The following is a 20,476-nucleotide window of genomic DNA, read 5'->3' on the forward strand; positions in this document are numbered from 1 at the left end:
AATCCACTGGCAAAAATTTCTTTTTTTTTAAAAAGTTTTCAGGAATAAGGTTCTAAAATATGCGTTTCTCAATTATTACTCCAAATTTTAACGGAGAAAGGTTTCTGGAAGAAACGTTAAAGAGTGTGATTCAACAGCGCGCAGATGGTATAGATCTTGAATATATCGTGGTTGATGGAAATAGTAGCGACAAATCACATGAGATCCTAGAAAAATACGCAGCAAGTATTAATACCTTGATTGTTGAAAAAGATACGGGGCCGGCGAACGCAATTAATAAAGGACTTGCCGCTGCCACTGGAGATGTAATTGCTTGGTTGAATGCTGATGATCTGTATTATCCTGGGACTTTGAAACGCGCGCAGCAAACCATGGAGCAAAACCCTAATGCTGCATTTTGCTTTGGCGCTTGCACAATAGTTAATGAACAAGGTGAAGAATCTCGAAGTTTGATAACCACCATTAAGGAACTGTTTTATCCATTGTCATCAAGATTTGTTTTTCAATGTATCAATTACCTGTCCCAACCCGCTGTGTTTTTCCGCAGACAATCTTTTAAAAAGGCAGGAATGTTGCGTGAAGATATGGTTGGTGCCTGGGACTACGAGTTTTTCCTGAGGTTATGGCACACAGGTAAATCATGTCAAATAAAGGGTGCTCCGGTTTCCGCATTCCGGTGGCATGAACAATCTATCAGCGGACAAAATTTTACTGTTCAGTTTCAAGAAGAGTATGAAGCTGCGCGCGAGGATGCAGGGAGGCTTAGTGTGCAGACCCTTGCTCACTTTTTTGTGAGATGGGGAATTGTGGGCATCTACTCTTTGATGGCATCTCTTCGTAACAATAGGCACTGATACTTCTATGCGACTTGGTATAAACACATTATATATGGTTCCCGGGGATGTTGGAGGGACTGAGACGTATCTGCGTGAGACACTGCTTGCTGCACTGACAGAGTACCCGGATACTGAGTTTATCCTCTTTACCAATATTGAAAATGATGGACTTTTTAGACAAATCTGTTCGGGGAATGCAAATGTAACATTCGTCTGCCTCAATTTCAGAGCGGCTAATCGTCCTGTCCGGATAATACTTGAGCAAATCAAGCTTCCTTTTGTTGCGAGAAAGCATAAATTGGATATTTTGTGGTCACCTGGGTACACTGCGCCTTTTCTATCTTTTTGTCCACAGGCTGTTACAATATGTGATTTGCAGTACAAGAGCCATCCTGAAGACATGAGCCGACTGGAAAGAATCACCTTGGATGTCTTGGTGAGAGGGGCGTGTCGCGTGTGTGATGCTGTTTTGGCAATTTCAGAGTTTTCAAGGCAGGAAGTTATTCGTTATAATTTTGCGCGTCCTGAAAAAGTGCACACTGTACTGCTTGGAGCTGATGAGAGTTTCGGTAAGGCCTACCCTGATGAAGATAAGAATGCAATACTCAACAATACGTTGGGTGGAGACACACCATACATTCTTTGTGTAGCTCACACCTACCCGCATAAGAAAGTTCATATACTTATAGAGGCCTTTCTTGATGTGATGGAAAAAATTCCTCACAAGCTGGTAATTGTCGGGCGGGAAAGAAGGGGCGAAGATCTCGTTCAGGAAGCGATGTCCTCTTTCAAAGATACATCTCGTGTTGTTAGATTTAAGGATGGGGTACCATATAGTACATTGCAGATTCTTTTCCAGTCGGCAGATATGTTTGTGTTGCCGTCTGCTTACGAAGGATTTGGCTTGCCTGTTATTGAAGCTATGCTGGCAGGTGTTCCGGTGATAACTACAAGGGAAGCTTCACTCAAAGAAGTCGCGGAGGACTATGCCTTTAGTGTTGATCGTATAGACCGAGAGGCAATAGCCAGCCAAATAATCAAAGTGAGCATGCTGTCGGAGCAAGAAAGAAATAAAGCAACTGAAGCTGGAACCTTGTGGGCAAAATCATTTACCTGGCAAAGGTCTGTCAAAACAATGTTCGATGTGTTTCGTGAAATACAGCATAAGAAGAATGTGAAATGAGGATTGATTTATGAGGGCTTTGATTTGTGGAGTATCTGGCCAAGATGGTGCGTATTTGGCTCAGCTTTTACTCCAAAAGGGCTATGAAGTATTCGGAGCTTCAAGAGATGCTCAGATGGCTTCTTTTGCCAATTTGAAATCCCTTGGAATCAATGAGTCTGTGCAAAAGATATCACTTGCTATAAATGATTTTAGATCAGTCTTACAAGCAATACAGCAGGTTGAACCCGATGAAATTTATAACCTTGCAGGCCAAAGCTCTGTAGGACTCTCGTTTGAACAACCAGTTGAAACGTTAGAGAGTATAAGTATTGGTGTACTGAACCTGCTTGAGGCTATTCGCTTTTCGAAAAAGAATATCAAGTTCTATAACGCTGGTTCCAGTGAGGTCTTTGGTGATACTCACGGAACGCCTGCAACTGAAACAACTCCTTTTCATCCCCAAAGCCCCTATGCTGTTGCAAAGGCTTCCGCGCATTGGATTGTTTCCAATTATAGGGAAGCTTACGGTCTGTTTGCCTGTACAGGAATTCTTTTTAACCATGAATCACCACTTAGGCCAACCAGGTTTGTAACCAGGAAAATTGTTTCTACAGCTTGCAGGATTGCTAATGGAAGTAATGAAACATTGAAACTCGGTAATATATCGATCTCCCGTGACTGGGGGTGGGCTCCAGAGTACGTTGAGGCTATGTGGCAGATGTTACAACTCGAAAAGCCTGAGGATTTTGTCGTTGCAACAGGAAGCTCAAGGAAGTTGGAAGATTTTATACAACTTACTTTTGCTACTCTTCAACTTGACTGGCGTGATCATGTACAGTCTGATTCCTCTCTCTTGCGACCATCCGATATTCTTGAAGGGTTGGCTAATCCAGCAAAGGCGCACAGTGTCTTGGGCTGGAAAGCAAAATTTCAGCTAGAAGATATTTTGCGCTCAATGGTTGACGCAGAGAACAAAAAATAGATGCTTTAAGTACTTTAATTGAGCGGTAGGCTCTGGTTTCTCTACGGTAATTGTAAGTTGAAAAATTCTAAACTTGAGAAGCTTATATTCTTTAATTTAGCCATTTCTTTTTGTTCATAATGATGAACATAAATGTGTAAAACTGACAAAAATGAATGGTTTGAGTGTCGCCACTAAGTGTGACAGATTGCTAGGCAGGCAACATTAATGCAAAATATTTTGAACTTTACTGAGCAGTGGCTTGGAGGTTTGTCCGGTGTTCTGATTTCATTTTCCGGGATCTTATTGTTTGTTCTTGCCATTAATGCTTTTTGGGATCGAAGAATACGGATATCTGAATTAATTAGCTTAGCAGTATGTTGCCTTGCTCTGACGTTTTATACGTTTACTACAATTCTCATTCAAAGGATATTTGATGTTGAACAGAAAAGCGTAGTCATAGCGTTGTTCTCTTTGACGCTTTCAGTTTTTATCTATACATCATTGAGGGAATTGAAGATAAGTGCTGAGGCACGAAATAAAGGGGGAAAACTCAAAAGCACAGTCCTTTCAGAAAAAACAGCAGGGCGCTCAGTAAGAGGCACAAGTATAGCGGTACCGCTTATTATCATACTTAGTTCTCTTGTCGTTCTGTGTACTGGACTTTCGGCTCCCCAGGTTATGATTGGTGATGAAGTAACTCATTACTACATGCTCACCCATCAGGCGGAAGACCTCTCAAAACCTAATTTTTATGCCGAAATACCATTGGCAGGTGGGGAGGTTGAAGAGCGTCGTTATCCTCATTCTTTTTTATGGCACTACGCGGGAGCTGTTATTTACAGTCTCACTAGCGAATCTTTTCTTTCTGTCCAAATTTATCAAATGCTTTTCTTTATCCAGTTATTAGTTGTTGGATATTTAATGGCTAAAGAAAGGAAGGGTATAGAGTCCAGGTCGGCTCTGCTCTACGTTCTGGTTCTTGCTTCCTTGCCCCTGTGTCTCGTGTTTTCCGTCGCTTTCTATCAAGATGTCCCTTTAGCAGCTCAAGTCTTAACAGCTTTTTATTTTCTGCGTAGAGGGAGGTGGTTTACTGCGTCATTCTTTTTGGCGTTTGCAATTGGTATCAAGGTCACCGCTGTTTTGTTTTATCCGTCATTTTTTCTCTTTCTTTCCTATTGGGCGATAAAGAAAAGTGGATGGATAAGGGGGAGTGCCGCAACTGTATGCGCCCTCCTGATTGTATTGTGCTGCACTTGGTCAATCGGCCGAGCTATTGTGACGTATGGCAATGCAAGCTTTTACCCTCAGCAGCAGCTCGAAAAAATTATTAAAAAAGGACACAAGGCTATAACGTCAAGTATACCATCAGTAGCCGAAAAAACGGGTATTTCAAATCTTAACACTACTCTCTCAGCGCAACCGACAAAGACGAAGGAAGTTCGTGAGAAAAAGCATCCAGTTATAGCAAATCACCCTGGCGATTTGAGGATGAAAGTAAATTATTTAATCTACGGTGGTGTCGTTCTATGGATGTTGCTTTTTTTAGGTGTCATTGGAGTGATGTATAATCGCTATCAAGCTAAACGCAAGTCCGAATCTCAGGAATCAAATTGGTGGTTAGTTTTTGTCGGTGGAACATATATGGTGTTGGTGGCCTTTTTCACCAAAACAGCACCGGATGCAAGGTTTTTTTTGCCGGGATTACCTTTCCTGCTCCTTCCTCTTGCAGAAAAGACAGTTAGTTTACCTAGGCCGAAAGCTATTATTTCAATCATTGCTACGATTGCTATTTTGCAGAGCGGATATGTTCTTGCAAAAAGCTACCGTCTGCGTGCAATCACACCTGCAGTGCAGGAAGGTATTGATTTTTTATATAAAAATCCTCCAAGTGGTCACATATTCATGTACCCAGAGGGAAATTACCGGTTTTTCCCTGCGCAACACGAATGGTATCTTGGTTACCAGCTTCGGGATTTTTGGCGTGGAGATAATGATAGACGAATAGGATTATTACAAAGGTACGATGTGAGTATGGTGATAGTTAAAAAGCACCTCATCTCTCCAGTTGATGAGGAAATTACAAACCTTGGAGTTTATCCAGTTACTTTTGTAAATGAGATTTCGTCTGATGCAAGATTTGATCTGGTTTTTTCAAATAGTGAACTGCTTATGTATAAGGTCTTGGAGTAGTAATTCTATAAGGATTATAGAGGCTGCTCTGCAATCATCCAAAAATATAGAGACTTTGGGAATAATATTGTGCTTTGTAAAACAATATTTTCCTTTAGCTGTTTTTAGTACTTCCAAAAACTCTTTTCACGAAGCTAATTAACATTAGCGGATTGCGACCTGATGTTGTTACCTGCAGAGTGTAAACTATCACACACCAAACAATAGCAAGTGGTGGCATGATTGGCCGAGGATGTTTTTTTAAGGTTTCACTAGGAGGCATTTGGAGACAAAGGATTACCGCCTACTAACTAATCGTCTAAGTTTGAACAGCAAGAATAGCATCAAGCTTCCGTTAACGGTTGCAAACAGGGAGAATACGGTAATCCCCCCGCAAAAAAGTAGTACTCAAAAGTAGAATTTTCTATTAATTGAAAACTAGGAGAATTCTATGAAAAAGTCAAAATTTAGTGATAGTCAAATACTCGGGATCTTGAAGAAAGCAGAGGGCGGTATCCCCATAGCTGAACTATGCCGTGAACATGGCATAAGTAATGCAGCATTTTACAACTGGCGTTCTAAATATGGTGGGATGGATGCTTCCTTGATGGCTCGGATGAAAGAACTAGAGGAAGAGAATAGGCGCCTCAAGAAAATGTATGCTGAAAAACGATTGAAATCTGAAATCATTCAAGAGGCAATGGCAAAAACCTGGTAAAGGCATCTCATCGACGCGAGATGGTTATAACAGCAGTGAGCACAAGAAATATTAGTATTCGCCAAGCATTCGCACTATTTTCAATTAGCGAAAGCTGCTACCGATACAAGAAGAAATTGTCGTGTGACAATGAGCTCATTACTGATTGGCTGATACGTTTAACCAGGACATACCGAACATGGAGATTTGGTTTATGCTTTCTTTACTTGCGTAATGTGAAAGGATTCCCGTGGAATCACAAGAGGGTATATCGTATTTATCGGGACCTGGAGTTAAACCAGCGTATTAAACCTAAGAAGCGCTTATGTCGTGAGAAACCGGAGCCACTAGCTGTCCCAGAAAAGATTAATCTAAGCTGGTCGATGGATTTCATGCACGATCAGCTCGAAGATGGCCGCAGCGTACGTCTTTTTAATGTGATTGATGATTTCAATCGCGAAGCATTAAGTATAGAGATAGATTTTTCTCTACCTGCCGCTAGAGTTATTAGAACTCTTGATAGGATAATTGAATGGCGGGGTAAACCTGCCTCAATTCGTTGTGACAATGGCCCAGAATATATCAGTAATACTTTAAAAACGTGGAGTAACGAAAACGATATAGAGATTAATTATATCCAGCCAGGCAACCCTCAACAAAATGCCTTTGTCGAGCGCTATAACCGCACGGTACGATATGATTGGTTGAATCAACGCCAATTTACCTCACTCGATAGCATGAGAAATTTTGCAACTGACTGGATGTGGATTTGCAACAACGTAAGGCCTAATATGGGACTTGGTGGCATTACTCCAGTTCAATGCCTGTCTATTGCCGGAGTTTAGATCTTTGAGTGGGTGATCGCATATTTTCCTTTTTATCCACTCCTTGGTTTATTTTAAAAGGAAGTAGATAAAAAGGAAACTACGCTAAATGGTTGAGTGTATCTCAGTGTTGAAAAGCCCTAGAAATTGGTAACTGCAATTCTACTTCTGTTTACTACTAAAAAAGGGAGGACTACCATACCAGTAAAAAGAATAGGAGTAATAAAGCTGGTTGCCAAAATAGTTATGTAGCTATAATTCTGGAGAAGGTCAAGACGCCAGACAAAGTGAAGATTAATAACATCGATAGCTCGGGGTGATCTTCACGAGAGCACATAGAAGTTGGGTATGAATTTTGACAAGTTTTTGATATTGAAAATTCTAAAATCGTAACAGAATATCAAACCGAATTTCTTGAAATGGTTAAAGGTAAAAGATTCGTAGCACCTTTTCGAAAGGAGTTACAAAAGCAGTACAGTACGGTGAGAGCATAAAGACGTACTCTGTTTATATGTCACAATTTCAGCTAATTCCCTAAGACCGATTACGAGTTTATTTTGCTGATCGACTTGGAATACCAGTAAGCGTAGGGTCTATCTATAATTTCAACAAAGAGGCATTTGGCTTCACTGTATATCAAACAGCTTGGGAGCAATTTATTTCTTCATCAGAAAAGAGGGTGCGTACAATGAACGATGTTGGTATCCTCCCCACGTTTGCGGGACATTGTGCCACGATCACTGAAGCCATATTACAAATATCGTTGTACCCATGCGTTATGTAATGCACACCATTTCCGCAAGTTGACAAGGGCTTGGGAGTAGGATAACCAGAGTTGGGAAAAGAAAATCAGCGAATTGCTTGAATAAATAAACAGAGCAACAGATGGTGCTGATGGCAAATTAGAAAAGATTGAATCGCAGAAATATCACCAAAGATATCGAGAAATTCTAAAAGAAGAAAAAGTCCTCCACTAGATGAAACGAAAAGGAAAGGCAAGCGAGATGACTCAAAAGAACAAAATTACGAAACCTTCTGGATAGACTGTGGAACTGTGAAGAGCACGTGTTGAGATTTATGGACAATGACACTGTACCATTCACCAACAATCTTGGTGAAAAAGATATCAGAATGACCAAGGTACAGCAAAAAGAAATCTCGATGTTTTCGCTCAGAAGAAGGAGTACAATTCTTTTGCCTAATCCGAAGTTATATTTCTTCTTGTCGTAAACAGAATATTTGATCGACAACAGCCTTGGACCTGTTGTTTAAATGCGAAATGTCGGAATTTGTAAAATAAATTTGAATCGTTTAAAATTACGTTACATGGTTACAGAACACAATGCTTTTTAATTCCAATATTTTCATGTTTGTTTTCCTTCCAGTAATATTGCTGGGCTTTCATCTCTTGGGAAAAACCGATCATCGGCAAGTTGCAATAAGTTGGCTTGTAGGTGGGTCATTGTTTTTTTATGGCTGGTGGAATCCGTCATATCTTGTAGTGATAATCACTTCAATTGTTTTTAACTATGCAGTAGGAGTTGCACTGGGTGAGAAGCCATCTAAAATAATCCTCACGCTTGGGATAGTGACGAACTTAACTTTACTTGGATATTTTAAGTATTCAAATTTTTTGGTTAACAATATTAATGAGCTCGCCAGTACCAATTTCCACCTGAATGAGATAGTTCTTCCTTTAGCAATCTCCTTTTTCACATTTCAGCAAATCACCTACTTAATTGATTCTAATCGTCGATTAACGAAAGAGTATGACTTCTTGCATTATTGTCTATTTGTTACTTTCTTTCCTCAGTTGATTGCGGGGCCCATTGTTCACCATAGAGAAATGTTGCCACAATTTCTTCAAAAGAAAGCACAAATTCTAACGGCACCAAATTTAGCAGTTGGCGTTACGATGTTCATGTTGGGATTGTTTAAAAAAGTAGTTCTTGCAGATAATATCGCACTTCACTCAACCCCTGTTTTTGCGGCAGCAGAGCTTGGTGTTGTATTGACTTTTTTCGAAGCTTGGGGGGGGGCACTGTCGTATACATTTCAGTTATATTTCGACTTCTCGGGGTATTCCGACATGGCCTTAGGTTTAGCGCGGATGGTTGGGGTGACATTGCCCGTAAACTTTTACTCGCCTTATAAGGCTAATAGCATAATAGAGTTCTGGAAAAGGTGGCATATTACATTGTCGCGGTTTTTGCGAGATTGTCTTTACATCCCGCTTGGGGGGAATCGAAAAGGGCAAGGACGGCGTTATGTGAATTTAATGGTGACCATGTTTATTGGTGGGCTTTGGCATGGCGCTGGATGGACTTTCATAATATGGGGTTGTATGCACGGGGTGTTTTTGTCGATAAATCACGTTTGGAACCAAATGGCGGTCAAAACCCTAGCTCGCTATCAATATTCATTGTCTGTTAATAATATGTCAGGACGATTAATTACATTTCTTGCAGTTGTGGTCGCCTGGGTAATGTTTCGAGCTGAAAGTGTGAATGGAGCAATGAACATGTACTCTGCAATGTTTGGCAGCAACGGTATCTCATTGCCTGTTGCGGCTGAGGCACTAATGGGCAGTTTTGCTGAGACTATGAAAATGATAGGTTTTACCTTTGAGGGAGCATTGCGAACAAATGTTTTTGGAGACGTCATTAGTGGTTTAGTATTACTTTTTGTTTTGTTAATAACTGTTTGGGCTTTACCGAATACTCTCGACCTGCTTAGAAATGAAAACCCCGCATTGGGCGTGGATTCTTTGTTGACGAAAGAGAAGTCATTAATTTTATGGAAACCTAATAAGGTATTCTCGTTAATTCTTATATTTATTTCGGTCGTGTCAATTTTGTTTCTTCAAGAAGAAAGTGAATTCTTATATTTTCAATTTTAATTATGTTCTCATATAAGCAATACTTATTGGTGTTATTTTTTGGGATAACACTTCTGCTGTTTTCTATTATAATTTTAAATTATATGGTTGATCCAGCTAAGGTTTATAATAGTGCGGAAAATTTAAATGAAAATGGTTTATCTTATGTAACCACATTAACCAAATCGAGTTTTGGAATAATTACACCGAAAAATACATGGAATGAAAGGGATATGAAGCGCTCTCTTGCTAGGTGGAATGGCGAGATCGACTGTATTGTAATTGGTAGCAGTCGAGTCCTTCAGATAAGTTCTCAGAGAGAGAACAAATCACTAACACACGTGTGTGGATCTTTGCTGAACCTTGGCGTTTCTGGCGGAACATTAGAGGATTATTTGGCGTTATCGTTTGAAGTAATGCAAAGAGAAACAAAACCAAAAAAAATAATATTCGGCGTTGACCCATGGGCACTCAATTTTAAAAATGACGCAAGATGGCAAGAATATGAATTGTCTTACAATAATATGATTGCCTCATTGGGGAAGAGTAACCTAAGAATAATTGATAAATTTTATATAAAATGGAAATTGTTTTCTAACCTTATAAACTTTGAATATTTACTGTTGTCATTGGAAACAATAATCAGCGAAAAATCGTTAAAGACCTTAAATGCAATGCCACAAATTACAGAGGCGCCTCAATTTGATCTATCTGTAGGCATTGAAGCCCCTGTCACTTTGCCCGATGGAAGTCACATTTATTCACGGCAATATATAATAAGAAATGCTCCACCAAAAGTTAGAATTGGTGGAGAAAATTACAAGATAAGACAAGGAAGACAAGTGTCAGAAGACGCGGTTGAGCTTTTCAGTAAATTAGTTAAACGACTGAAAATGTTAGAGATCGATACAGTTTTACTTTTGACACCATATCATCAGAACGTCTGGGTGGACGAAAACTCGTTAACATCAAAAGCCATGCAAGAAGTCGAGGCGCGTATTAAACAACTGGGAACCGATCTAAATTTGAAAGTACTTGGGTCCTACAGCCCACAGAAAATAGGATGTCGACCTGATGAGTTTTATGACTTTATGCATACAAAGGACTCGTGCTTAGCCAAGATAAAAAACTGATTCTATGGTAATCCCCCCGAAAAATTAGTATATGCATAAGTAGAATTTTCAGTATTCAATTTATGATATCTTTTGAGCTACAAAAGTAACATTCTGTGTTATAAGGTCTTCAATAGTTATGTGTTCATGCGTCTCAAAACATTGCTTCATGATATCATTCGTTAGATACCTTAAATACTCAACATTTGCATTCCTAGTAGTCCAGGACTTTATAGAAAATCCAGACCAAACTACTTCACGTTGCATTTTGGAAATTGACAATTCTGGATTTAAGGCATTGTTTAACCATTCAATAGCCGTTGAAGCTTCATATGGACGAAACTTGGAAATATACTCACGGTAATTCTGGTAAGACATTCTTACATGCCCCCAAGGGCAATCAGGAATACCAATAGCATGTCCACCATTTGGGCAAAAATACGGATGATAACCATGAACAATAATACCACCCGGTTTTAAAATACGATACATTTCCTGAAATGCAGCTTGAATATCCTGAATATGCTCTAAAACACTTTTGGAGTATATAATGTCAAAAAAATCGTCTTCAAATATAGTTTTTTTACAAATATCGCCTTCCTCAAAATTCACAGTTGACATCATTTTTTTAGCTATGTAATCGTGAAGGTAAAACGGCTCTACAATACCACCATAACAATTATCAATCCCATAAACTTCTAGTCCTAACTGTTCAAATGCAAATAGTGAATACCCTCCTGAGCTATAACCTATCTCAAGGAGTCTTTTGTTAGGGGCTATATCAAATAAATTCAGATCACCTAGTTTTTCAAAAAGCGTCGACTGTTTCGCAATATTATTCTTTACACTATTATTTATCTGCTGAAGAGAAAACTTTAATACTGGTTGTTTATCTAGAGAATCCTTAATAAAGTATTCACCATTTCTATTAACAAATTCAGAGACGAACCTATCCGCCCTTGATATATCTTCTTGTAGAGTCCTGTGACCAATACTCTCGTTTAGAATCTTTTTCCCGTCGTTTGTTAGTAGTTCACGGTGCTTAAGTTGATCCATCAATGCAAGTTGCCAAAAGGACCGATAGCCCTTTTTCATTGAATATCGATAGTAGTTGAAAATAGGTAGTTCGAATCCAGACGTTGTTGTAAAATAATCCTCAATTTCACCTATATATTCAGCTCCTAAGTAATTAAAAATACTCTCTTCTATCAATCTTTTTTTGCTTAAATATGTTACAATATTTTTTTTCAGTTTACCAATCATTGTATAACACTTTCTCTTTAGTCTAAAGTTTGCAAATTACGAGCAATATTGAACCGTTGGGATCATGTCTTTACAGAGGTAAACACCTTGTCCTTCGCCTTTTCAAATGGGTCCGCTTAAAAGAATCCCTTATGTATTCGCTTCATGTTGCAATGTTCTATAAATATTGACCACATAAAGGTCTGCCTGACAAGAGCTTAAGAAGGAATAATTTGTAAAATGTATTCAAAATCAATAATGTCCCGTTAAGAACTTGCATGTGATTTCTTCAATCGTTTCCAGTTTTCTATTTCCGATGTTGTGATAGAGGTTTTGCAGTAGCAACCTGTTGATTAGCTTTATTTCGTATTTGATTGCGAAGTTGTCGTACACGGTGAATAGAAAATTGTTCATTGTGCTTTTCGTGGCAGTTGATTAGTACATGGCTAAAAGGAGATAGGTGATTAGTCCTGATAGATTTTGAACAATCAAACCATTCTTGTTTCTAGCCAAAAAATCAATGTCCCAATGTAGTTTGTTTATCAAAACTACCTATTCATCATATATTTTTACTTTTTTACCGAAAAAACGTTGCTTGTGAAGTACAATCCCTTGGCAAGCTGGAGTTCTGCTATGATTAAGGCTTCACGCGTGATGGTGCGAGCAATGTTGAGTCTTCAAAAACTGGCATTCCAGTTCAGGACAATTTGCTCTTTCTGAGACAGCACAACGACTTTTTCATAAAATAGTATTTTCTTGTTTGTGCTGAACTGCTTGGCAGTCTCATTTAATAGTTGTGATAAATTCTTCATGTTTACAAGAACCCTAGTATGTTGTATTGTCTTGGGGCCCTTTTCCCTAGGTAGAAATATCCTCAAAAAATTTTCGTTCTTCCTTAGTCAATGTTGCTCGGCAACGTTGTGCTATATACTCTTCCAGACCTTTTGAAGGAATTATAAAACATTGCTGTATATGCGAACATTTACAATTTTCATTACGCTAGAGTCGCGTTTGTGAGATACTACATCTTGCTGAATATATATATTTAGTGAGTAATCGTGAAAGCTAGTTCCATACTGACACGTCGAAGGTTAATTGATGCTGAGCTGGCCTCGATTCCCTGGTAGTACTCTTGACAAAAAATACTTTTAAAAGACCTTGCGATTGGTCCTGAAGATTGGTAGTTTTTTGAAAACTCTAAAAATTGGAAAAGTAAGAATGGGTAACAATCTTCAGGATGCCAGGCTGAGATTAATCGAAGTAGGTGGCCGTACTGCTCAAGATTTAGGGGTCGGCCGTATAGTTGGTCAAGTTTTGGTCTACCTTTATTTACAGGAAAGGGAATGTTCACTAGATCAGATTGGAGTGCATTTGGGGTTGAGCAAGGCATCGGTGAGTATTGCTGTAAGACAGCTTGAGAAGTTAGGGCTTGCGAGGAAGGTTTGGATTACCGGTGACCGAAAAAATTATTTCAGAAGCGCCGAGAATATAACCAATGCATTGCAACAAGGACTGCTTGGAGTAGTTCGTCAAAGAGTAGAACTCTTCGGTCATGAGTTGGAGGTAGTACGTGAGCTTATTGAAAAAGATATTTGTGAGGATTCGTGCCAAGGTGATAGCTCTTTTTTGATGAGCCGAATAACCAGAGCGCTAACAATACAAAAAAGGTTACAGAAAATTTTGGGTAACCCACTTCTTAATTTGTTCTCTAAATTAAATAGATAATAAACCGATTTAAAGGGTATGAGAAAATAAATGTTAAACTATAGACTGATATATTACTATTTCACGGTCTACAAGAAGTATATCGGTAAGCGTCTCTATATCGTGTTCGTTTTGTCTGCGTTGGCTGCTGTCACGGAGAGCTTTGGTATCTCACTTTTGTTGCCACTGATTGAGTTGGCAGATATTGGCCTCGCTAGTGATGAGGTTTCGGATGACAATGTTGTTCTGAAGGGGTTGTGGATCTTACTAGACTACTTGGGTATCGGTTCTTCAATGGTTAGTGTCCTTTTTTTCATTGCATTCATTTTTTTGTCGAAAGGTGTTATCGCATTTGTGTCAAACGCTTACCAGAGTCACCTTAAAGCTCAATTATTGCACGAGATAAAGAGTCTTGTTTTTGATTTGTATAATAAAATGGATTATGGGTATTATAGTTCATATAACACAGGACATTTTGTTAATATTGTAAATGGCCAAGTTGACAAGCTCATAGCATCATTTGACTCGTACAAACAGTTTTTGACTACTATTGTAACTGCACTAGCGTATCTTATGACTGCTGCACTTTTGGCATGGAAATTCGCCCTTATGGCCTTGGTTGCTGGAGTTGGGCTGTTGTTGTTGTTTCGGGGGTTGAATGTATATGTTCATCGGCTCTCCAAGCAAACAGCGTATGAACAGGGAAACCTTAACAAGTTTCTAGTTCAGACTATTCAGTCCTTTAAATATTTAACGTCAACCGCGCAACTGGATTTTCTTAGAACAGAAGTCATGGCTAGTGTTAGTCGGCTTTCTGTTTATATGAGAAACCAAGGCATTGCCCAATCCCTAACAACAGCACTAAATGAACCGATCTCGATCGTCTTTATACTCATTGTTATAATAATTCAAGTTTCTGTATTGGATGCATCTTTGGCACCTATTTTTGTAGCATTGGTTTTATTCAATCGTGCTATGGGGAGTATTCTAGGGATACAGGGGGCTTGGCAGTCAACAATGAGCAAGATAGGGGCTCTTGAGGTTGTTGAAGCTGAAATTAAAAAATTGAAAGATAATAATGAAGTAAATGGTATTAATAAAGTTAAACCGTTCGAAAAAAAAATCGAACTGAGTAACGTATGTTTTAGCTACGATCAAGAGCATGGGAATGTATTAGATGACATAACATTTACGATCCGAGCAAACTCGACTGTGGCTTTCGTTGGTGAATCTGGTTCGGGTAAATCCACCCTGGTTGATATGTTGACACTGTTGTTGAAGCCAAACCATGGTGATATACTAATTGATGGAGTATCGTCTCGAGACATAGACCTAGACTCTTGGAGAAGACAAATCGGTTACGTTTCTCAGGAAACCGTCGTCTTTGATGACACTGTTGCGAATAATATATGTTTGTGGAAAGGAGACTGCAATTTAGACTCCACTCTCAGAGAAAAAGTGGAAAATGCATGCACACAAGCATATGCCGAACAGTTTATTCAAGATCTTCCTGAAAAATTTAATACTCTTGTTGGTGATCGTGGAGTTCGGTTGTCGGGTGGACAGCGTCAGCGACTCTTTTTGGCTCGTGAGTTGTTTAAAAAACCTAGGTTATTAATCCTTGATGAAGCTACGAGCGCACTAGATTCTGAGTCAGAGCACTATATTCAAGAAAGTATTGAAGATTTGAGGGGAAAAACCACAGTCATTATCATTGCACATCGATTATCAACTATTAAAAATGCAGATTATATCTATGTCCTCAGTAAGGGGAAGATAGTCGAGCATGGTAAATATTTAGAATTGTTGGCAGATAGCAGTTCATCTTTTTCAAAAATGATAAGTTTACAAACATTATGAGGGGAAATGTCATTGTCTAAATCTATTCTTGTCACGGGGGCAGACGGTTTTATAGGTTCGCATTTAACCGAACTCCTAGTTAAAAACGGGAATAAAGTTAAAGCACTTTCGCAATACAATTCATTTAATAACTGGGGTTGGCTGGAAGATACTGACTGTCTTGATCAAATTGAAGTTGTTACTGGGGATGTTCGCGATCCTTATTTTTGTAAACATATCATGAGTGATGTGGACATTGTTTTTCATCTTGCTGCGCTGATTGCGATTCCTTACTCATATATTGCCCCGGATAGTTATGTAGATACTAATATCAAAGGTACTTTGAATATCTGTCAAGCGGCTAAGGAGATGGGGGTCGGCCGTGTGATTCATACCTCGACAAGTGAGGTGTATGGGACTGCACAATATGTACCTATTGATGAGAAACATCCCCTGCAAGCCCAGTCGCCCTATAGTGCAACAAAAATTGCTGCAGACGCCATGGCGATAAGCTTTTACAACTCCTTTAATTTGCCGGTTACTATTGCCCGCCCATTTAATACGTATGGACCGCGTCAGTCAGCTCGGGCTGTGATCCCAACTATTATTACGCAGATTGCAAATGGGGCGAAGGTGATTGAGCTTGGTGACGTTACTCCTACACGTGATTTTAATTATGTGGAAGATACATGCCGTGGTTTTTTGGCACTAGCTGAGAGTGAAGATACTATCGGACAGACTGTCAATATAGGATCTAATTCTGAAATCAGTGTTGGAGATACTTTAGAACTAATAAAAGAATTGATGGGAAGTGATGTTGAATTTGTGACAGACACACAACGCCTACGCCCTGGGAAGTCTGAAGTTTTTCGTCTAAGGTGCGACGACAGTTTAATTGAAAAACTAACAGGATTTAAATCTCAGGTTAATATTCGAAAGGGGTTGCAGCGGACGATTGACTGGATTACACAACCTGATAACTTGAAAGCTTACAAAGCAGAATTGTATAATGTTTAAGAATTTTATTCAATTTGTTAGGGAATTGTATAGGACAAATGATTTCATTCCCCTACATGCTCCCCGTTTCGAAGGTAATGAAAAGCGTTACCTCCTCGAAGCTATAGATTCTACTTTTGTCTCCAGTGTCGGTGAGTTTGTAGATGAATTTGAGGCTAAGGTCGCTGAATATACAGGTATTAAACATGCTATTGCCACCGTTAATGGTACTGCGGCACTTCATGTGGCATTAAAACTTGCTGGCGTCAAAGAGAACACCGAAGTTATCACTCAATCATTGACCTTTGTTGCAACGTGTAATGCAATTCGCTACTGTGGCGGAACTCCTACCTTTGTTGATGTTGACCGATTCTCATTAGGACTATCTCCACAAAGCTTTAGCACATTTCTGGCAGAGCAGTGTGAAATGCGTGATGATGGTTATTGCTGGAATATAAAAAGTGGCCGCAGAATCACAGCTTGTCTACCTATGCATTCTTTCGGTTTTCCAGTAGATCTTGAAAAAATCAAATCTATTTGTGAAAAGTACAATATTAAGTTAGTTGAAGATGCTGCTGAATCTCTCGGTAGTTTCTACAAAAATCAACACACAGGGAGCATCGGAAATCTATCTATACTAAGCTTTAACGGGAATAAGATAATTACTACTGGTGGGGGTGGGATGGTGCTGACCAATGATGAAGAACTTGCTCGTCAGGCAAAACATATTACCACTACAGCAAAGCTACCCCATAGATGGAGTTTTGATCATGACGCAATAGGATTTAATTATCGTTTACCCAATCTTAATGCTGCTCTAGGTGTTGCACAAATGGAGTGTTTGCCCTCTTACATTTCAAATAAACGTTATGTAGCCAAGCAATATCAGGCATGGGGTGAAGAGTATGGGGTACGTTTTGTAAAAGAGCCAGTTGATACAAAAGCAAATTATTGGTTGAATGCTGTGATAACAAAGGATAAACAGCAAAAAGAGGCTATGCTTGAAGTAACAAATGACAATGGTATTATGTCAAGACCGGCGTGGACACCAATGCATAAATTGGCAATGAATCAAGAATGCCAGAAAGGCGAAATGGAGAACACTGAATGGTTATTTGACCGTTTAGTAAATGTTCCCAGTAGTGTGTTGAGTCATGAAAACTAAACGAAAGATTTGTGTAATAACAGGTACTCGTGCTGAATATGGACTGCTATATTGGTTGATGAAAGAAATTGATGCTGCAGAGGAGTTAAAGCTACAATTGGTAGTAACGGGTACGCATCTCTCGTCAGAGTTTGGGTTAACATATAAGCAAATTGAGCAGGACCACTTTGAAATAGACTGTAAAGTTGAAATGCTACTTTCTTCTGATACAACTGTAGGAATCAGCAAATCAATGGGGCTTGCAATGATTGGTTTTGCTGAAGCTTTCGAAAAATTATCCCCTGATATTATTGTTGTTCTTGGCGATCGGTATGAGATTTTCTGTGCGGCGGCCTCTGCGACCGTAGCAAGGATTCCTATTGCCCATTTGCATGGTGGTGAAAGAACAGAAGGGGCAATTGATGAATCATTCAGGCATTCGATCACAAAAATGTCTCATTTGCACTTTACTGCAACTGATGAATATCGTAGACGGGTAATTCAAATGGGAGAACATGGTGACAGGGTCTTTAATGTGGGTGCAGCGGGTATCGATAATATTAAGAGACTAACCTTACTTTCACGAGCTGCATTTGAGGAATCTATCGGATTCAATCTTGGAAGTCGAAATTTGTTTGTCACTTTCCACCCAGTTACGTTAGAAAAGTCCACAGCTGAAGCTCAGTTTCAAAATTTATTATCGGTCCTTGATGAGTTGGACGAAACCCATCTTTTTTTTACTAAAGCTAATGCGGACACCGATGGTCGAATTATTAATGGCATGATAGATGACTATGTAATGGCTAATCGTACGAAAGCAATAGCACATATCTCATTGGGCCAGCTCAGATATTTGTCTGGTATGCAGTATGTAGACGGGGTCATAGGTAACTCTTCCAGTGGGTTGCTTGAGGCTCCAAGCTTTAGAATTGGCTCCGTTAATATCGGTGATCGTCAGAAGGGTAGGATTAAGGCGGACAGCGTGATCGATTGTGATACTAATCTCGAAGATATTAGAGGTGCATTGTCAGTTCTTTTCAGTTCAGACTTCAGGGAAAAATTGAAAACTGTTGTTAACCCATATGGAGACGGTGGAGTGGCAACTAAAATTGTAGAAGTTCTTCGTAAACACCAGTTGAATGGAATACTGAAAAAGAAGTTCAATGATCATGTGGTATCTTCGTGAATAATATATACATCATAGCCGAAGCTGGCGTAAATCATAATGGTGACAGTGAATTAGCGTTCGAATTAGTAGATGCTGCTGTGGATGCAGGGGCTGATGCAGTAAAGTTTCAAACCTTTAAGGCTGAGGAGCTCGTAACCAGAAAAGCAACCAAGGCTATTTATCAACAGCAAGGTTCAGAAGAGGATGAGTCTCAGTTTACAATGTTGAAAGGCCTTGAGCTTTCATATGATATTCACCATGACCTGCTTGCTTATTGCAAAATAAAAAATATTGATTTTCTCTCGACGGCGTTTGATCTGGATAGTTTGTCTTTCTTGGCTAATGATTTGGGATTAAAGACTTTAAAAATTCCATCAGGAGAGATTACTAATGGACCACTTGTTCTGGCTTATGCGCTTACTGGATGTGAACTTCTTGTTTCTACAGGAATGACAACTCTTGAAGAAATTGAAGAGGCACTGGGGGTAATCTCATTCGGTTTTTTACAATGTGGTCAACATATTATCAAACCTTCCTGCGATCGATTCAGACAAGCATACCGTTCAACTGAGGGGCTGGGGTTGCTAAAGAAAAAAGTTAAATTGTTACATTGCACGACAGAATACCCAGCGCCAGATAGCGAAATAAATCTCAAAGCTATGCAGACACTTCGTGATGTTTTTGGGTTGAAGACAGGTTATTCTGATCATAGTGCTGGTTTGAGTGTCCCTGTTGCTGCAGCTGCTGCGGGTGCAGTTCTAATAGAAAAACATTTCACTCTTGATAAGAGCCTGCCAGGTCCAGATCATAGGGCATCTTTAGAACCTAATGAGTTGAGGGAAATGGTTAGCAGGGTTCGACGTATTGAAAAGATACTTGGTGATGAACAGAAAAAGCCATCTGTGAGCGAGGTAGCGAATATGAAGATCGCTCGAAAAAGTCTCGTTGCTGGCAAAGGTATTAAGGCAGGAGAGATCTTTACAAAAAATAATGTTGCTATTAAACGTCCTGGCGATGGCTTGAGTCCGATGAACTATTGGGAACTATTGGGAACTAGAAGCCTAAGATCGTATGATAAAGACGACTTGATTGATAACCTATGATTCCCCAAAAACCGATAATTATATTAGGAGCAGGTGGACATGCTCAAGTTTTAGTTGAAGCATTGCGTTGTATGGGGTTGGAGATGATCGGTGTAGTAACACCTGACTTACCTGTTGGTTTTTCCTTTGCGGATATGACAGTTCTAGGAGATGATAATGTCGTATTTGATCATTTAGCTGAGGATATTTACTTAGTAAATGGTGTGGGTTCTCTTCCATATCAAGACATTAGGTGGAGGCTTAGTGAGCAATTTCGAAGGGAAAAATATAAGTTTGTTAATGTAACTCACCCAACTGCCATAGTTGCTTCAGATGTAAGATTAGACGAAGGTGTTCAGGTCATGGCCGGAGTGATACTTCAATCTGGGGCAAAGGTTGGATGTGATTCGATTGTTAATACTAAAGTTTCTATTGACCACAATAGTGTGGTTGGAAAGTGTTGCCATCTGGCCCCTGGAGTGACAGTGAGTGGAGATGTTACAATAGGTGATTATTGTCATGTCGGCCCAGGGTCTTGTGTAATACAAGGGGTAACAATCGGAGACGGAACTGTTATCGGGGCAGGGTCGGTTGTTTATGAGGATGTTCCTTGTAATTCTAGGTATATCCAGAAACGAAGTATATTGATTTAACAG

The 20,476-nt window shown here is 39.4% G+C and carries 15 protein-coding genes and 2 pseudogenes; 16 read left to right on the plus strand and 1 reads right to left on the minus strand.

Annotated features, from left to right (window positions below; genetic code table 11):
• The first annotated feature begins 59 nt into the window (after nucleotides 1-59).
• The 9 genes and pseudogenes from ACX6CI_RS04800 to ACX6CI_RS04840 all read left to right on the plus strand — a co-directional run bounded on the left by ACX6CI_RS04800 (nucleotide 60) and on the right by ACX6CI_RS04840 (nucleotide 10,666).
• Complete coding sequence (locus tag ACX6CI_RS04800) at nucleotides 60-854, plus strand: glycosyltransferase family 2 protein (protein WP_458777036.1); 795 nt, start codon at nucleotides 60-62, stop codon at nucleotides 852-854.
• 7 nt (nucleotides 855-861) lie between these two features.
• On the plus strand, nucleotides 862-2,019 hold the full coding sequence (locus tag ACX6CI_RS04805; protein ID WP_458777037.1) for a glycosyltransferase family 4 protein: 1,158 nt from the start codon (nucleotides 862-864) through the stop codon (nucleotides 2,017-2,019).
• 10 nt (nucleotides 2,020-2,029) lie between these two features.
• A complete protein-coding gene (locus tag ACX6CI_RS04810; RefSeq protein WP_458777038.1) occupies nucleotides 2,030-2,983 on the plus strand; it encodes a GDP-mannose 4,6-dehydratase in 954 nt (317 codons plus the stop codon).
• Nucleotides 2,984-3,190: 207 nt separating this feature from the next.
• The gene (locus tag ACX6CI_RS04815; protein ID WP_458777039.1) at nucleotides 3,191-5,155 is read left to right on the plus strand and encodes an ArnT family glycosyltransferase; all 1,965 of its coding nucleotides are present in this window, start codon (nucleotides 3,191-3,193) and stop codon (nucleotides 5,153-5,155) included.
• A gap of 430 nt (nucleotides 5,156-5,585) precedes the next feature.
• A protein-coding gene (locus ACX6CI_RS04820; RefSeq protein ID WP_458777040.1) for an IS3 family transposase occupies nucleotides 5,586-6,676 on the plus strand; the annotation gives its coding sequence in 2 pieces (ribosomal slippage) (nucleotides 5,586-5,844 and nucleotides 5,844-6,676; 1,092 coding nt in all).
• A gap of 667 nt (nucleotides 6,677-7,343) precedes the next feature.
• Nucleotides 7,344-7,476, plus strand: a pseudogene (locus ACX6CI_RS04825) (IS66 family transposase); the annotation flags it as partial.
• A gap of 143 nt (nucleotides 7,477-7,619) precedes the next feature.
• Nucleotides 7,620-7,895, plus strand: a pseudogene (locus tag ACX6CI_RS04830) (IS66 family transposase); the annotation flags it as partial.
• Nucleotides 7,896-7,997: 102 nt separating this feature from the next.
• On the plus strand, nucleotides 7,998-9,554 hold the full coding sequence (locus ACX6CI_RS04835; RefSeq protein ID WP_458777041.1) for an MBOAT family O-acyltransferase: 1,557 nt from the start codon (nucleotides 7,998-8,000) through the stop codon (nucleotides 9,552-9,554).
• 83 nt (nucleotides 9,555-9,637) lie between these two features.
• Nucleotides 9,638-10,666 carry a hypothetical protein gene (locus ACX6CI_RS04840; RefSeq protein ID WP_458777042.1) on the plus strand — a complete coding sequence of 343 codons (1,029 nt, stop codon included), beginning with the start codon at nucleotides 9,638-9,640 and terminating at the stop codon, nucleotides 10,664-10,666.
• Between the two features lie 60 nt (nucleotides 10,667-10,726).
• Here the strand turns inward: ACX6CI_RS04840 and ACX6CI_RS04845 are convergent, their stop codons facing one another.
• Entirely contained in the window at nucleotides 10,727-11,908 is a 1,182-nt protein-coding gene (locus tag ACX6CI_RS04845) for a class I SAM-dependent methyltransferase (protein WP_458777043.1), read from the minus strand.
• 1,167 nt (nucleotides 11,909-13,075) lie between these two features.
• Here ACX6CI_RS04845 and ACX6CI_RS04850 point away from each other — a divergent pair.
• From ACX6CI_RS04850 to ACX6CI_RS04880, 7 genes are read left to right on the plus strand one after another with little or no spacing between them, the layout of a single operon-like run.
• Nucleotides 13,076-13,612 (plus strand): GbsR/MarR family transcriptional regulator, encoded by a 537-nt coding sequence (locus ACX6CI_RS04850; RefSeq protein ID WP_458777044.1) that lies wholly within the window; start codon nucleotides 13,076-13,078, stop codon nucleotides 13,610-13,612.
• Between the two features lie 30 nt (nucleotides 13,613-13,642).
• Nucleotides 13,643-15,451, plus strand: coding sequence for an ABC transporter ATP-binding protein (locus tag ACX6CI_RS04855; protein WP_458777045.1), 1,809 nt, complete (start codon nucleotides 13,643-13,645; stop codon nucleotides 15,449-15,451).
• A 6-nt stretch (nucleotides 15,452-15,457) separates the two neighbouring features.
• On the plus strand, nucleotides 15,458-16,447 hold the full coding sequence (locus ACX6CI_RS04860; protein ID WP_458777046.1) for an NAD-dependent 4,6-dehydratase LegB: 990 nt from the start codon (nucleotides 15,458-15,460) through the stop codon (nucleotides 16,445-16,447).
• Nucleotides 16,440-17,591 (plus strand): LegC family aminotransferase, encoded by a 1,152-nt coding sequence (locus ACX6CI_RS04865; RefSeq protein WP_458777047.1) that lies wholly within the window; start codon nucleotides 16,440-16,442, stop codon nucleotides 17,589-17,591. The genes ACX6CI_RS04860 and ACX6CI_RS04865 overlap by 8 nt, the downstream gene beginning before the upstream one ends.
• Nucleotides 17,581-18,756, plus strand: coding sequence for a UDP-N-acetylglucosamine 2-epimerase (neuC, locus tag ACX6CI_RS04870; protein WP_458777048.1), 1,176 nt, complete (start codon nucleotides 17,581-17,583; stop codon nucleotides 18,754-18,756). Before ACX6CI_RS04865 ends, neuC begins: the two co-directional genes overlap by 11 nt.
• Entirely contained in the window at nucleotides 18,753-19,841 is a 1,089-nt protein-coding gene (gene neuB / locus ACX6CI_RS04875; RefSeq protein ID WP_458777049.1) for an N-acetylneuraminate synthase, read from the plus strand. The genes neuC and neuB overlap by 4 nt, the downstream gene beginning before the upstream one ends.
• Nucleotides 19,838-20,473 (plus strand): acetyltransferase, encoded by a 636-nt coding sequence (locus ACX6CI_RS04880; RefSeq protein WP_458777050.1) that lies wholly within the window; start codon nucleotides 19,838-19,840, stop codon nucleotides 20,471-20,473. The genes neuB and ACX6CI_RS04880 overlap by 4 nt, the downstream gene beginning before the upstream one ends.
• Nucleotides 20,474-20,476: the final 3 nt, after the last annotated feature.

The organism is Desulforhopalus glucosivorans (assembly GCF_054397165.1).

Coding starts and splice junctions, on each gene's coding strand:
- ACX6CI_RS04865 (WP_458777047.1), top strand. CDS start 16,440: ATGTTTAAGAATTTTATTCAATTTGTTAGGGAATTGTATAGGACAAAT.
- ACX6CI_RS04815 (WP_458777039.1), top strand. CDS start 3,191: ATGCAAAATATTTTGAACTTTACTGAGCAGTGGCTTGGAGGTTTGTCC.
- ACX6CI_RS04840 (WP_458777042.1), top strand. CDS start 9,638: ATGGTTGATCCAGCTAAGGTTTATAATAGTGCGGAAAATTTAAATGAA.
- ACX6CI_RS04880 (WP_458777050.1), top strand. CDS start 19,838: ATGATTCCCCAAAAACCGATAATTATATTAGGAGCAGGTGGACATGCT.
- ACX6CI_RS04835 (WP_458777041.1), top strand. CDS start 7,998: ATGCTTTTTAATTCCAATATTTTCATGTTTGTTTTCCTTCCAGTAATA.
- ACX6CI_RS04860 (WP_458777046.1), top strand. CDS start 15,458: ATGTCATTGTCTAAATCTATTCTTGTCACGGGGGCAGACGGTTTTATA.
- ACX6CI_RS04800 (WP_458777036.1), top strand. CDS start 60: ATGCGTTTCTCAATTATTACTCCAAATTTTAACGGAGAAAGGTTTCTG.
- neuC (WP_458777048.1), top strand. CDS start 17,581: ATGAAAACTAAACGAAAGATTTGTGTAATAACAGGTACTCGTGCTGAA.
- ACX6CI_RS04810 (WP_458777038.1), top strand. CDS start 2,030: ATGAGGGCTTTGATTTGTGGAGTATCTGGCCAAGATGGTGCGTATTTG.
- ACX6CI_RS04805 (WP_458777037.1), top strand. CDS start 862: ATGCGACTTGGTATAAACACATTATATATGGTTCCCGGGGATGTTGGA.
- ACX6CI_RS04855 (WP_458777045.1), top strand. CDS start 13,643: ATGTTAAACTATAGACTGATATATTACTATTTCACGGTCTACAAGAAG.
- ACX6CI_RS04845 (WP_458777043.1), bottom strand. CDS start 11,908: ATGATTGGTAAACTGAAAAAAAATATTGTAACATATTTAAGCAAAAAA.